Below are 13,512 nucleotides of genomic sequence, written 5' to 3'. Positions count from 1 at the left end.
TCGCTGAGTTAGGAATCTTAGCGCACAGCATCTCCCCTACGATATTCAGCGGTTATGTCGTCTAGCTTTTGTTTTAAACTGTCATCAAGTTTGACTTCCACTGCTTTGAGACTGTCAGCAAGCTGTTCCGGACGGCTAGCACCAATTATGGGAGCAGTAATAATCGGATTAGCCAGAACCCAAGCCACTGCTAGGGTAGTCAGTGACAATCCAGCCAAATCTGCTACTGTGCGTAATTCCTCAACAGTCTTAAACTCGCGATCGTGCCAATAGCGTTCTTGATAGCGTTCAGCAGCCGCACCTAAGGTGAAACGAGTTCCCTCAGTGGGACCTTGAGCAAGATTGTGTTTACCAGTGAGTAGACCTCCGGCTAAGGGATTGTAAGGAATTACACCAAGCTCTTCTTCTTGTGCTAGGGGCAACAGTTCTCGCTCAATTTCGCGGAACAACAGATTGTAACGGGGTTGAATCGAAACGAAGCGAGTGAGATTGCGAACATCAGCACGACCTAAAGCGCGGCTGAGTCGGTAAGCTAAGAAGTTAGAAACCCCAATATAACGTGCTTTACCAGACCGAACTATAGTATCCAAAGCCTCTAGAGTCTCATCCAAGGGGGTTGATGCATCATCAGAGTGCAATTGATACAGATCCACATAATCGGTTTGCAGTCGTTTGAGGGAAGCATCAATCGCATCTAAAAGATGTTTGCGCGAAGCACCTTGATCCCAAGGCGCAGGACCAACCTTGCCCACAGCTTTAGTCGCTAGGATGAAATGTTCGCGTTTGCCTTTGAGCCAGCGCCCAATAATTTCTTCGGTACGTCCCGCAGTAGCAATTCCACCACCAAGGGGATAAACATCCGCTGTATCCAAAAAATTAATACCAGCATCGGCGGCTGTGTCGAGGATGACCCTAGAAGTTTCTTCGTCAGTTTGCAATCCAAAGGTCATGGTACCAAGAGTAAGGCGCGAAACAGTCAATCCTGTTTTACCGAGATTTGTAGTTGGTAATGTCATGGCGATCTTAATTGTTGTTGATTGAAAACAGCAGAATTTAGAAACTGATACCAATTTGAAAAAAGAATACGACAGATAGTTCATTGAAATGCAGTCTAGAAAAGACTTTCTCAATTCAAAATCTGAAATCTAAAATCCAAAATGCTATGAGTTTCTTCAGTAAAGATTGCGATCGCAAGTTAGTTAGGCTGTATTGCCATCAAAGCTTGCACTCTGAAATGACAAAGGTTTTGCCATGTCTGCAATGACAAACTGTGCGTTTAGTCCTAGCTTTTTTGCTTTCTCGCGTCCTTGTCGCACTGCCTCATCTGAAAAATCCATACCAATGACTGTAAAACCTTGTTGTACAAGACGTAACACGTCATTACCCGACCCGCAACCAAGGTCAAGTACGGTTTTAACATTGGCAGACTTAAGGAACGGAAGATGAACATTCGTCCATTGAGTTCCCCAATCTAGATCGGTGCCAGCATCCTTCCATTTAGCGAAGGCTTGGTTCCAGAAGTCGGATTGAGCGTAAGACATAATGTATCAGACAACTAAGGCAGTGTTGTGACGGCTTTGTGAAACCAGCCACTCTTGTAACTTTGGATCGCCGTATACTTCATCGGCAATAAAATGATCGCCATCACGGAGTAGAGTAAAATCTACTGTTCCACCCAACCCGCGTAGAGTAGCGACAATAGACTCTGTATCCTCAATTGGTAGTTTTTCGTCTTTTCCACCTTGGAATATCTGGATGGGAATTTCTTTAAGTGCAGCTAATTGAGTTTCTTCTAATGTCTTGGGTACGCGACCCGATACTGCTACCAACCCAGCAAAGCGTCCGGGATGGGAAGCGGCGATATGCCAAGCTCCAGCCGTACCTAAGCTGAACCCAGACAAGATTATACGAGACGGATCGATGGGATGAGAGGCGATGAGATTATCGAGCAAAGCAATGACATCTGACTCTCGCTCCACCCAAGTCTGTCCTTCAGGAAGTTGAGGCGCTGCGAAAATATAGGGTAATGGACCTGACACATCTACAAAACGAGGTAGACCCCATTTCAGCAGCACATTGAGATCGTCACCGCGATCTCTGGCTCCATGCAGAAAAAGTACCAGAGGCGCGGGTTGACTGGCATTGTCAGCAACCGACGAAAAAAGATAAGGCAAAGAACCATTGCTACTCTCATATGAGCGTTTTTCTACTGGCATAGTCGTAACTCCTTAAAGTTGGAAATTTTAGACTGGGGATTGGGGATTGCTATTTTCCCCTTGTCCCCCTTGTCTCCCTTGTCTCCAGTCCTCTCTACTAACTAACTGCCACTGTTGTTGGCTGTTTCCACACTGCTTTGGCATACAGTGAATCTTGAAAGTCCGGCGCGATGTTGTCGCTGGTAATGCGTGCTTCGTGCTGCTCCCAGTCGGTAAAAAACAAGTCATGACTGATACGCCCTACTATTGCTGGTACGTCACGCCGGATGCTAGGTACGTCACCGATAGGCAAACCGAAGCTCACGAAGCCTGCCGGGTTAAAGACATGAATGTCTTTGAGGTAGGGCGCGGTACCAGGTATTTTTTCTAAGAACTCGTGAGCGCTACCGAGGTAGGGATGCGTCCCTAAATCGTCGTTGCGCTGGTCGGATGGGGGCTCGTAGCGATCGCGCCAGAGAGCGATGTGATGGGCAAAGTCGGCTAGCTCGGGACGCTTTGTCGGATCGACAAAGTAACCAGTGCCGGCGATGGCAAAATCAAACTCGAAAGTATCGTCGTTTACCTGAGCGACAATACGACCGCCCTTTTCCTGCGCCGTTTTCCAAGGTGCAGACAGATGGAGGTGGAAGTTAGAAAACGCGATCGCACGCTCAATCGCATCAGGTGGAGGTGTAGAGCCTGCTTGTCGAAAGCGCCAAGCTTGGAACCAGCGAGCTGCATCTGGCAGTTGTGGATAGTTGTAGTAAGCACCGGGGTAACCCCGCACCCGAATTACTGGCAGGGATGCAATGGTCGAGCGCCGTGCAAACAGATGTACTGCCTTTGCTCCTGATTCTAGCGCTACTCCTGCTGCGTCAAAAGCTGAGGCTGCAGCACCTAGCACTGCCACAGTCTTACCTCGCAGTGCGTCGAAGTCGATTGCATCAGCAGTATGTGCGTACAGCGTGCGTGGTAAATTAGCGAGTACGGGTGGTATGTAAGGACCGCCAGTACCTGCTACGCCGTTGGCGAAGATAATCTTACGTGTAGTCTCCACCTGCCGGGTACCGTTCACCTCAAGGTGCAGGCGAAAGAAGCCTTCTGCTGGCTCAACCCGCACTAGCTTTGTCCGGTACCGAACTGAAATGCCCAGGAACTGCCGATACCAATTGAGGTACTCAGCCCACTTTACTCGTGGAATGCGATCCAGCGCTGCATAAGCTTCAGCACCATGTCGCGCCTCATACCAGGATTGGAAGGATAGTTCCGGGATACCCAGTTCGGGACCGGGTAGGTTCTTTGGCGTGCGTAGCTTTTTCATCCGCGCTCGTGTGAGCCACACTCCTGCTTGGGTTTCGTCCTCAGCTGCGTCAATCGTTGTCACGCGACCGATGCCTGCACGCCGTAGCGCAAATGCGAAGGTGCTCCCACTGCCGCTACCACCTACTATTGTGACGTTGTGGTCGATGCCTGGGCGATCGCTCACCCAGTTTTCTGGATCGGGACCCAGTAAGCGTAGTGCCTCGCGAGCGCCAAAATCGTGGTCAGTCGTTGTTGTCATGTTGCTCTCTCTGGGTGAAAGACCGTGGGTGTGTCCTTGTTATCTAAAGAAGGGAAGAGGGGTAATAATCTTTATGTTTTTTTCTTACACAACACACACACAAAATATGTACTGCGAAACATAATTGTATGATACACGAATTATTAGTATATCAAACATTAATTATTGCAAAATAATTTGGATTGGTAAGACGATAGTTTGAGGTAACGTTAATCGTTGTTAGATAAAATTACTGAAATAAATTTGTATTCAATTTTGAAGGCATGATGAAAGGAAAAACAGTTTCGTAAGCTCTAGCTGCTTGCAAGACTAGTATATCTCGGTATTTAGCAGCGACAATTTGTATACCGACAGGTAACCCGTTTTTAGTAAAGCCACAAGGTACAGAGGCAGCAGGTTGTTGCGTGAGATTAAAAGGATATGTAAACGGAGACCAATCTCGTTGCGGCTTGTCAATATACGACTGGGGTCTATTTTGTCCGACAGGAAAGGCAACTATAGGTAAGGTGGGAGTAATCAGTAAATCATAGTTTTCGTGAAAGCGCTGCAAATGCCTTCCTAGAGCTTCGCGAGCATCTTGGGCGCTGAGATATTCTGCTAGAGTTATGCGATCGCCTTCTTTAGCAATACCTTGCAAGCCTTCTTCAATCACAGCTTGTTGTGCTGGGCTAAAACCACGCAGTAACTTAGCAGCACCCGCCTGCCATAAGGTTTGAAAAATACCACGGGGATTAGCAAAACCCGGATCGACTTCTTCAATCGCAGCACCTAGTTTAGCAAAAACATCAACTGCGGCTTTCACGAGGGTGGCGACTTCCGGCTCAACATCGGCGTAGCCAAAGTTGGGACTGTAAGCAATTCGCAATCCCGCCACACCTCGATCTAAATCAAAAGTGTAGTCCTGTCGATTATCTGGTAAAGCATACCAATCGCGGACATCAGGATGGGCAATGACATTTAAGGTGACTGCTGCATCAATCACAGTGCGAACAAGAACCCCTATATGAAACAAAGTTCTTGTATGGGCTGATGGATATCCAGCTACATATCCAAAAGTTGGTTTGAAACCAAACACCCCCGTTAACGCTGCGGGTGTTCTTGACGATCCTCCACCATCGGTACCTAAATGGAGCGTTCCCATTCCTAACGCAGCAGCAACAGCCGCCCCGCCGCTACTACCTCCGGGAGTCAGATCTGTATTCCAAGGATTGCGGGTGATACCAGTGAGGGGACTGTCGGTAACACCTTTCCAACCAAATTCCGAAGTTGTGGTTTTTCCCAGTAATACTGCTCCTTGTTCGCGCAAACGAGCTACAGCAGGTGCATCTTCGTCCCAAGGTTGATTGGCGGTAATCGCTTGACTTCCCCGGCGCGTTGGTAATCCCTTCGTTAACAGTAAATCTTTGGCAGTAAAGGGTATGCCATCTACCAAGCCAAGCGGATTTCCATTTAGCCAACGCACTTCTGAGGCACGGGCTTCGGCAAGGGCAGTCTTTTCATCTACGATCGCAAAAGCATTCACTGAGCGATTGTAAGTATGAATCTGTTCTAGAGCAGCTTTGGTTGCTTCTAGTGGTGACAGTTGGCGCTCTCGATAGAGGGATAAGAGTTGAGAAGCAGAAAAATCGGTAATTTCTGACATATTTTAGTTTTTATCCACTAAATTATTTGGGAAAGACAGAGCGCAGAAGGGAGGAATAAGTATTTAAAGTAATAAGTCATACTCTATCTTCCGTGTATCTTTTGCCAACGGAGAATAAAACCCTACCCTCCAGGTATCTCCTATGTCCAACGGACACGCTACGCGATCCGACGTTTACACATATATGCCTTGACTTTTATATAGCCTTTCTCAGTCTCATGAGGTACACCCCCCTTTCATCCCCCCTTGGTAAGGGGGGACAGAGGGGGGTAATTTTTGTACCTCACCAGGTTGAAATTTGCTGTAAGCAGTCAAGCGAAATACTTCTGCTTTTTGAGTCATTGAGTGGCTTGCTTCCTAAAATAGATTTGTGGTAAGTTCTTGTTAATCAAAAATACAGTTTATTTATTAGTTTACCGTATTATAGTTTATAACTCTAGCTCCAAACCCATGCTGAATACCAGTACACGGAGCTGAGTCCAACAAAGCACGGTAGTACTCTTTGACTAGCATTTTGGAATCAAGCTTTCCATGCAAATTCAAACTGTTGGTATTTTAAGTCCGGGTGACATGGGACAGGCAGTAGCAGCTGTACTCAATCAAAACGGACTGGAGACGATTGCTGCTTTGAACGAACGGAGCGATCGCACTCGACAATTAGCCGCCTCTGCCAAGGTCCGGGATGTTGGTTCTCTTGAGAAACTGGTGATTGAATCAGATGTAGTGCTATCCATTTTAGTACCCGCCGCCGCAACTCAAGCAGCAGAACAAGTTGCTGAGGTTATCAGCAGTCTTGGTAAAAGCATTTTATACGTTGACTGTAACGCTATATCACCCCAGAAAGTCAAAAGTATTGCCCGCATTATTGAATCCAAGGGCGGACAATTTGTCGATGCATCAATTATTGGTCCGCCTCCACGAGTGCCTAACCGCACCCGTATCTATGCATCCGGAAAAGAGGCAGTTAAATTCCAACAATTGCGCGAGTATGGATTAGATATACGAGCGATCGGAAATGAAATTGGTCGTGCTTCTGGTTTGAAGATATGCTACGCAGCTCTAACAAAAGGACTGACAGCAATTGGCACAGAATTACTCATTGCAGCCCATCGCCTTGATTTGGACGAACAACTCTGGGATGAAGTATCGAATAGCCAACCAGAACTAGCCAAAATACTCTCTCGTTCCATTCCATCCATGACACCAAAAGCACATCGGTGGATCGGGGAAATGGAAGAAATAGCAGAAACCTTTGAAGGGTTAGAATTGACAGAGCGAATTTTCCAAGGAGCGGCTGAGGTTTACCGCCTGGTCAAAGAAACGTCTCTGGGTAAAGAAACACCAGAAGAAAGGGATAGCAATCGAGCGCTCGAAGATATCATTACAACTCTTTCCCAAGAAACTTTGACAGCAGAGAGTCAGTTGCAGACAGTACAAAGTTAGACCACCAAATATAGGAATCGATCTCATGAGCTTGGAACTACAACTATCAGGTAAAACGGCAATTGTCACGGGTGGTAGTGCAGGCATTGGTTTAGCCATTGCCAAAGCCCTCTACAGTGAAGGTGTGAATGTTGTTATTGCAGCGCGAAACCCAGAGCGATTGGAAAATGCAGTCAGTGCTATCCAGTCTCTACCAACACCAGGGGCGAAAGTCATTGCGATCGCTGCCGATCTCACGCAAGCAGAAAGTGTTGATAAAGTCGTCTCAACCACACTGGAACAGTTTGGACAAATTGATATCTTAGTCAATAATGCAGGCTCTGCTCGTGCGGGGTCTTTCCTTGACCTGAGCGATGATGTATTTCTAGATGCTTGGAACTTAAAATTATTGGGCTACATTCGCCTGGTGAAAGCCGTTGTTCCGCACCAAAAAAATCGGCGCGATGGACGGATTGTCAATATCATTGGTGGTGCAGGTCGGACACCCCGTCCTGGATTCCTACCTGGTGGTACCACGAACGCTGCTTTGCTTAACTTCACACGAGGAATCTCTAAAGAATTAGCCGAGTACAACATTCGGATTAATGCCATTTCGCCCGGAGCTACTGCTACAGAACGGGCTGAACGCTTGGCAGAACAAAACGCCCAAGCGCGTGGAATTACAGTTGAACAGGCAAAAGCAGAAACCCTACAAGGAATTCCTCTCAAGAGAATTGCTCAGCCAGAAGAAATTGCTGCATTAACACTCTTTTTAGTGTCCGATCTCGCTGCTTCGATTACAGGCGCAGAGATTCTTGTTGATGGAGGGCAGACTCCAGGCGTTTGAAGTGCGATCGTTGTTAATGAATGACTGATAACCGGAGTAGTGTGATTGAGACACTATCGGGTACTGTTGTCGGGGATGCCGTGGCTGTGGTAAAGCACAAGAGTTGCTACTAAGGAAACTTCTGGCTTTGTTGGGCATCCTGACAGTTCTTTTATCCTCCTTGTTCTTGTCATTTCACAACGTTACTGTCCGAGTTTTGTTTTCAGAACATCTCGTTCTGAGTTTCTTTTTGCTTGGCGGATACGTTAAACCCGATCTGCAGAATTCATTTTTACTGATGTTTATGCGAATGCTATTAGTGGTTCCACTTATGGCGGCTGTAGCATTTAAACTCTATCCATCTGCTCCTCAAGAATTCCAAAGCTTATTCAGGCGAGAACGCTTAGACGTTATGCTCCAAGCCTTTGGCTGTGGAGTACTTATGTTTTTATATATTGCCTCTCTTTACATCGCGATTGGCTTGATTCCTACTGGAATTGCACTCACCCTCTTCTTCTCCTATCCTGTATTTACAGCACTACTGTCGTGGCGGTTTTTTGGCGATCGCCCTACACTTTTCCGTTGGCTAGTGATGGGTATTATTTTGGTGGGTGGAGTTCTCACCATTCCTCAAGATCGAGCAACTTACAGCAGTCACAGCATTGCTATTGGAATTTTTGCAAGCATTATGGCTGGGGTAATTTACGCCTTTTATAACGTTATCGCCCAAATATGTTTGGAAAAATTTCATCCTGCTCCCTTCACATGGATTAGTTTTGCCTTAACTTTGCTGCTCTCCGGTGTTAGCTTATTGTTCTTTCCACCTTCTGTAACCCAGCTTGACTGGACACCTATCTGGATTGGCAGTATTTTTTCGGGTTTGATTAGCTTTATCGGACACACTCTCAACAATTTAGGGATTCGCACGATCGGTGCAAATACTGCTTCTATTATCGGCTCTAGCAGCCCAGCATTAACGGCTTTAGTTGCATGGGCAATCATTGGCGAAACTTTAAACTTGATTCAGAGTGTTGGAATTGGTGTCGTCACCTTGGGGATCGCGTTGCTAAGTGGAGAAAGGTGGATTCAAAGGAGAAACGAGATAATATAATGCGAGCTGGATATCGAAACAGACTCGATCCTCAACCGCTCGCCTGCAAGGATACTGTTGGTCAATGGTGGCTTCGATCCCTCACTTCATTCCCTGGCGATTTGAAGGTATTTCCGAGCTCCGCCTCGTCTACGGTGAGGCAGAGCTTCGGTCTCTGCATTCCCAGCGGAGACTGGGAAAGAGAGATCGGGGAATGTTAAATGAGGAATTGACTAGTTGAGATAACGATTAATAATCAAAGTCGTTACCCAAGCCGCCAGCACCTGGTGCGGTTGGAACATTATCCTTCGGTTCTGGTTTGTCAACTACAATTGCTTCGGTGGTGAGCACCATGCCTGCAATTGATGCTGCATTCTGCACGGCGGAACGAGTTACTTTGGCGGGGTCAACAATCCCAGCGTCAAACAAATCTACAAACTCGCCCGTTGTTGCGTCGTAACCCACATTGAAGTCCTTTTCTTTTACCCGCTCCGCAATGACTGCACCGTTTTGACCTGCATTTTCTGCAATCCGTTTCAAAGGAGCAGCCAGTGCCCGAGATACAATTAACGCCCCCGTTAATTCTTCACCCACTAGGGTAGACTTTGCCCATTCTTCCAAACCAGGAGCCAGATGTGCCAGCGTCGTGCCACCACCAGGAACAATACCTTCTTCAACAGCAGCTTTGGTAGCGTTAATGGCATCTTCCAGACGCAGTTTGCGATCTTTGAGTTCGGTTTCAGTAGCAGCGCCTACCTTAATAACTGCAACGCCACCTGCGAGTTTCGCCAAACGTTCTTGCAACTTCTCTTTGTCATAGGAAGACTCGGTTTCTTCAATTTGCCGACGGATTTGCTCTACTCGAGCTTTCACACCTTGCTCGTTACCTTCGGCAACAATGGTGGTGCTATCTTTGGTGATAGTAACCCGACGAGCTTTACCGAGTTGCTCAAGTTTGGTGGCATCCAACCTCAAACCAGCATCTTCCGTAATCAATTGTCCTCCCGTAAGAATGGCAATGTCCTCTAAGATAGCTTTACGGCGATCGCCAAATCCAGGTGCTTTGACAGCAGCTACATTCAGCACCCCACGCAAGCGGTTAACAACCAAAGTTGCCAAAGCTTCTTTTTCAATATCTTCAGCAATAATCACCAGGGGTCTGCCTTGACGCGCCACTTGTTCGAGAATTGGTACTAAATCTTGTACCAAAGCGATTTTCTTATCGGTTAACAGAAGGAAAGGCTCATCCAGTACTGCTTCCAATCTCTCAGCATCCGTTGCAAAGTAGGGAGAAATATAGCCCTTGTCAAAGTTTAACCCTTCTGTCACTTCTAATTCGGTGGTGACTGATTTGCCTTCTTCTAAAGAAATCACCCCTTCACGGCCAACCTTATCTAATGCTTCGGCAACGAGAGCGCCTACGACTTCATCGTTTCCGGCAGAAATAGCAGCAACTTGGGCAATGGCTTTGGAGTCTTCAACGGGACGTGCATGTTCTTTGATCTTATCTACCAAAAAACCTGTGGCTTTATCGATACCACGCTTGAGTTGAATGGCGTTTGCACCAGCTGCAACGTTTCGCAATCCTTCTTTGACAATGGCGTGAGCCAAAACAGTTGCAGTTGTAGTGCCATCTCCAGCTGCATCATTGGTTTTGGAAGCGGCTTGGCGGATTAATGACACACCAGTGTTTTCAACATGATCTTCCAGTTCAATTTCTTTAGCTATAGTGACTCCGTCATTAACAATTTGAGGAGCACCAAACTTCTTCTCCAAAACCACGTTACGACCTTTAGGACCGAGAGTCACAGCAACTGCTTCAGCTAGAATGTCAATTCCTTTTTCTAAAGCACGACGAGCATTTTCGTTGTAAATGATGCGCTTTGCCATAGTAATTCAAGTTCTCTCTATAGTTTGTAAATCAATCGATTGCAACTGTCGTCGGTTGTCCGTCATTCGCTATTTGGCTTGTGGAATACAGAATCGCCAATAACTCATGACTGTTGACTATGAAACAACTGCCAGAATATCCTTCTCAGATAACAGGACATACTCTTCCGTACCTAGTTTGACATCGGTTCCAGCGTACTTGGCGTAGAGAACCTTATCGCCAACTGCAATATCAATTGTCTGACGGGTACCGTCATCGTTGCGCTTGCCAAGACCAACTGCAACAATTTCACCCACCTGCGGCTTTTCCTTAGCACTATCAGGCAGAAGAATGCCGCCCGCTGTTTTCTCTTCGGACTCACTGACTTTGATAAAAACCCGATCGCCCAGAGGCTTAACAGTAGATACGCTCAACGTTATAGATGGCATATAAAATTCTCCAAATTCACAAATTAAGGTAAACGAATGAGTGTAATTAGGCTATGAACTGGTGCAGACGGATATTTGCTCAAGGGGAAATTAAGCCAGCAGAAAGAAAATTCATCATGGGTTGTGTTTCGCAAATGTAACACTAGGTGAGGACAATTGTTTGATGAAACCAACCTGATGAATAGCGAGCAATGTTAGAAATTGCTAGTAACTCAAATTTAAAGACCAGTAAATCTATCGGAATACTGGTTTTTGGTATATTAAGTATGATGTCATATAGTCTTGTAAAAATCAAGCAGCATAGAACAAGAATTAGCACTTGCCTTTAGCAAGTGCTATATAGGGTCTAAAAAGTCGGCTCTTGCGTACTTAACGTGCTAAATTGATAGGATAATGCCAAGCTAATAAAGCTCTAATCTCAAAATTACGAAAATTTTTAAATCCAAATCCACTTCTCTTGATTAACTTCAATTTATTATTGATTCCTTCTACTACTCCACTGGTAGTCCCTCGGTCAAAATATCTGACGATTTCTCCAAACCACCGTTGAATTGTCTGTACACTTTTTTGATAATATGGTTCAGCTTTCTTTTTCATGCAAATTTAATAGTTCGGTCAAGACTCTTTTCATAACTGATTTTTCTGAGAATAGAGATAATGATCTTAACATTTTAGCACGTTAAGTACGCAAGAACCCTGAATTTTAAAGATTTGTTTTATTTATCGACCATTAATGGACAAGGGTGAAAAAGCGTCTGGTGAACCTCTTCTTGCCTGCCTTATCCGACATATCTACCAATGAGTTGGTTTCTTTTGACGCCATCGAGTTAAAGTTGTTGCCCAACAATCGGGTGCGAATTTGGGCTAAGGCCGACCTAAGCAACGGCGAACTAGTGCCAATCAGCCTGAGTGCAACCATAGCCATTGAGCGGCGATGCCGCCTTGCTTTCTGTTGGCATTTTGTTGAGAAGAAGCCAGTACTGGCTAAAGGTCTTCACCATCTGCTCTAGGGTATATATTCCTATAGGCTTAATTAGGTAAGAGTTAGCTCCTAATTCGTAAGAAGAGTTGATATCGCTATCGAGTTCGGAAGAAGTTAGCATGACGACCAACAAGTGTTTTAAATGTGCCTGTTGCTGTATCCATTCGAGGACTTCAAGACCTGAACGCTGAGGCAAGTTAATATCTAACAGCATTAAAGAAGGCATTGGATACTGTTGGCGGTTTGCGTATTCACCCGCAGCGCTAAGATAGCTGACTGCGGCATCACCATCATGGACAATCCGAACAGAATGAGTTAAATTCACCTTCTCAAAAGCAAGTTGAATAAAGAATGCATCAGATGGACTGTCTTCTACTATTAAAATTGTGGAATTGTCAGAATACATAATTTTCTGCAATGATTTTATCTTCGCAAAAGCTTTTCTTATAAGCTTTTTATCTGTTACTAATGGTTGCCTTATTTACGCCGCGCTGTACTAGTACTCTGTCAACTCAAAATTGACGAGTGAAAAAACCACGTTTGCAAAGCGTGTACGTTCGCGTAGCGTGTCCGTAAGGACATAGGACATAGACACGAAGAGCACGAAGGAAGAGAAAAAAAGAAGAATTTAAAGATTGCTCCAAGAGCGCAAAGTTGATGTGACAGGCCACTAGGCAAGACTGTAGTCGGGTAGCAGGACTACGTTCTCCCCTTCTTTATCTCAAGCCTAAGCGCTCAGATGCTAGGTTTAGAGCGCTACAGCAACTTTATCCCTTAGTAGTGAACTGTTCCGTCGGGCATCTTTGCTCCACTCAATCCTGTACCCCTCATATTTGCCCCTGCAATTTCTGCTTCGCTTAGGTCTGCGTTATCTAGATATGCCCCATCTAAGTCTGCCCCATCTAGCTTTGCCCCCTTTAAGTTGGCTTCACTCAAATCTACTCCTCTGAGATCTGCTCCCCTGAGGTCCGCGTTACTTAAGTCTGCTCCCTCTAAGTTGGCTCCACCTAGCTTGGCGCAGCTTAAGTCTGCTCCACTGAAATTTGCGTGCTTCAAGTTTGCCCCACTCAAATCTGCATTAACCAATTCTGCACTTACCAGGCACACGTCAATCATTCTTGCATCAGCTAAGGAAGCTTCATTCAGTTTTGCCTGACTTAAATGTGCAGCAGTTAGGTCTGCCCCTCTTAAGTCTGCGTGAATCAAGTGTGCTCCTATCAGGTGTGCCCCAACCAAATTTGCATTAGTCAAGCACACATGAACCATGTTTACGTTGCTAAAGTCCCGTTCTCCTAATGCGTATCGTCTCAAAAGTTCCTGAGTATCCATATCTTTTGTTTCCTTAAATTTCGTTAAAAGATTTTGTCAATAAGTTTAGTAATGGTCTGTCACATCAGCTAGTCAACGGTATTCAGTCTGATAATCGGTTGCTGTGGCTCCAACAACTTAGGCTTGTTGAGCAAAGCTTTAGACTG

The 13,512-nt window shown here is 45.7% G+C and carries 12 protein-coding genes and 1 pseudogene; 3 read left to right on the top strand and 10 right to left on the bottom strand.

What is annotated here, in order from left to right; all coding sequences use genetic code 11:
* Window positions 1-17 precede the first annotated feature (17 nt).
* The 5 genes from AB0756_RS20845 to AB0756_RS20825 form a co-directional block, all read right to left on the bottom strand.
* Window positions 18-1,016 carry an aldo/keto reductase gene (locus AB0756_RS20845; RefSeq protein WP_038074326.1) on the bottom strand — a complete coding sequence of 333 codons (999 nt, stop codon included), beginning with the start codon at window positions 1,014-1,016 and terminating at the stop codon, window positions 18-20.
* 183 nt (window positions 1,017-1,199) lie between these two features.
* Window positions 1,200-1,541, bottom strand: a complete 342-nt coding sequence (locus AB0756_RS20840) for a class I SAM-dependent methyltransferase (protein ID WP_038074323.1) — start codon at window positions 1,539-1,541, stop codon at window positions 1,200-1,202.
* A 6-nt stretch (window positions 1,542-1,547) separates the two neighbouring features.
* Window positions 1,548-2,216 carry a carboxylesterase family protein gene (locus AB0756_RS20835; RefSeq protein WP_038074320.1) on the bottom strand — a complete coding sequence of 223 codons (669 nt, stop codon included), beginning with the start codon at window positions 2,214-2,216 and terminating at the stop codon, window positions 1,548-1,550.
* Window positions 2,217-2,313: 97 nt separating this feature from the next.
* Window positions 2,314-3,756, bottom strand: a complete 1,443-nt coding sequence (locus tag AB0756_RS20830; RefSeq protein ID WP_038074317.1) for an NAD(P)-binding domain-containing protein — start codon at window positions 3,754-3,756, stop codon at window positions 2,314-2,316.
* A 229-nt stretch (window positions 3,757-3,985) separates the two neighbouring features.
* Entirely contained in the window at window positions 3,986-5,398 is a 1,413-nt protein-coding gene (locus AB0756_RS20825) for an amidase (RefSeq protein WP_038074316.1), read from the bottom strand.
* Between the two features lie 531 nt (window positions 5,399-5,929).
* Here AB0756_RS20825 and AB0756_RS20820 point away from each other — a divergent pair.
* The 3 genes from AB0756_RS20820 to AB0756_RS20810 all read left to right on the top strand — a co-directional run bounded on the left by AB0756_RS20820 (window position 5,930) and on the right by AB0756_RS20810 (window position 8,757).
* On the top strand, window positions 5,930-6,841 hold the full coding sequence (locus AB0756_RS20820) for an NAD(P)-dependent oxidoreductase (RefSeq protein WP_038074314.1): 912 nt from the start codon (window positions 5,930-5,932) through the stop codon (window positions 6,839-6,841).
* Between the two features lie 25 nt (window positions 6,842-6,866).
* Window positions 6,867-7,667 (top strand): SDR family oxidoreductase, encoded by an 801-nt coding sequence (locus AB0756_RS20815; RefSeq protein ID WP_038074312.1) that lies wholly within the window; start codon window positions 6,867-6,869, stop codon window positions 7,665-7,667.
* Between the two features lie 103 nt (window positions 7,668-7,770).
* Window positions 7,771-8,757: a DMT family transporter gene (locus AB0756_RS20810; protein ID WP_456341413.1), complete on the top strand. Its 987-nt coding sequence runs from the start codon at window positions 7,771-7,773 to the stop codon at window positions 8,755-8,757.
* A gap of 228 nt (window positions 8,758-8,985) precedes the next feature.
* Here AB0756_RS20810 and groL read toward each other — a convergent pair whose 3' ends face one another.
* From groL to AB0756_RS20785, 5 genes and pseudogenes are all read right to left on the bottom strand, one after another.
* A complete protein-coding gene (groL, locus tag AB0756_RS20805) occupies window positions 8,986-10,626 on the bottom strand; it encodes a chaperonin GroEL (protein WP_038074309.1) in 1,641 nt (546 codons plus the stop codon).
* A gap of 117 nt (window positions 10,627-10,743) precedes the next feature.
* Window positions 10,744-11,055, bottom strand: a complete 312-nt coding sequence (gene groES / locus AB0756_RS20800) for a co-chaperone GroES (protein WP_038074307.1) — start codon at window positions 11,053-11,055, stop codon at window positions 10,744-10,746.
* 369 nt (window positions 11,056-11,424) lie between these two features.
* Window positions 11,425-11,631: pseudogene (locus tag AB0756_RS20795) on the bottom strand (transposase); the annotation flags it as partial.
* Between the two features lie 314 nt (window positions 11,632-11,945).
* Window positions 11,946-12,443 carry a response regulator gene (locus tag AB0756_RS20790; RefSeq protein ID WP_050046619.1) on the bottom strand — a complete coding sequence of 166 codons (498 nt, stop codon included), beginning with the start codon at window positions 12,441-12,443 and terminating at the stop codon, window positions 11,946-11,948.
* A 368-nt stretch (window positions 12,444-12,811) separates the two neighbouring features.
* Window positions 12,812-13,366 carry a pentapeptide repeat-containing protein gene (locus AB0756_RS20785; RefSeq protein WP_408104004.1) on the bottom strand — a complete coding sequence of 185 codons (555 nt, stop codon included), beginning with the start codon at window positions 13,364-13,366 and terminating at the stop codon, window positions 12,812-12,814.
* Window positions 13,367-13,512: the final 146 nt, after the last annotated feature.

It is taken from the genome of Tolypothrix campylonemoides VB511288_2 (genome assembly GCF_045999855.1).
Taxonomy (GTDB): Bacteria; Cyanobacteriota; Cyanobacteriia; order Cyanobacteriales; family Nostocaceae; genus Scytonema; species Scytonema bouteillei_A.
This window is presented reverse-complemented; position numbering and strand designations above follow the sequence as displayed.

What these genes read in the sequence shown, in the direction of transcription:
- groL (WP_038074309.1), bottom strand. Translation starts at nt 10,626, where the DNA reads ATGGCAAAGCGCATCATTTACAACGAAAATGCTCGTCGTGCTTTAGAA.
- AB0756_RS20790 (WP_050046619.1), bottom strand. Translation starts at nt 12,443, where the DNA reads ATGTATTCTGACAATTCCACAATTTTAATAGTAGAAGACAGTCCATCT.
- AB0756_RS20785 (WP_408104004.1), bottom strand. Translation starts at nt 13,366, where the DNA reads ATGGATACTCAGGAACTTTTGAGACGATACGCATTAGGAGAACGGGAC.
- groES (WP_038074307.1), bottom strand. Translation starts at nt 11,055, where the DNA reads ATGCCATCTATAACGTTGAGCGTATCTACTGTTAAGCCTCTGGGCGAT.
- AB0756_RS20820 (WP_038074314.1), top strand. Translation starts at nt 5,930, where the DNA reads ATGCAAATTCAAACTGTTGGTATTTTAAGTCCGGGTGACATGGGACAG.
- AB0756_RS20830 (WP_038074317.1), bottom strand. Translation starts at nt 3,756, where the DNA reads ATGACAACAACGACTGACCACGATTTTGGCGCTCGCGAGGCACTACGC.
- AB0756_RS20825 (WP_038074316.1), bottom strand. Translation starts at nt 5,398, where the DNA reads ATGTCAGAAATTACCGATTTTTCTGCTTCTCAACTCTTATCCCTCTAT.
- AB0756_RS20840 (WP_038074323.1), bottom strand. Translation starts at nt 1,541, where the DNA reads ATGTCTTACGCTCAATCCGACTTCTGGAACCAAGCCTTCGCTAAATGG.
- AB0756_RS20845 (WP_038074326.1), bottom strand. Translation starts at nt 1,016, where the DNA reads ATGACATTACCAACTACAAATCTCGGTAAAACAGGATTGACTGTTTCG.
- AB0756_RS20815 (WP_038074312.1), top strand. Translation starts at nt 6,867, where the DNA reads ATGAGCTTGGAACTACAACTATCAGGTAAAACGGCAATTGTCACGGGT.
- AB0756_RS20835 (WP_038074320.1), bottom strand. Translation starts at nt 2,216, where the DNA reads ATGCCAGTAGAAAAACGCTCATATGAGAGTAGCAATGGTTCTTTGCCT.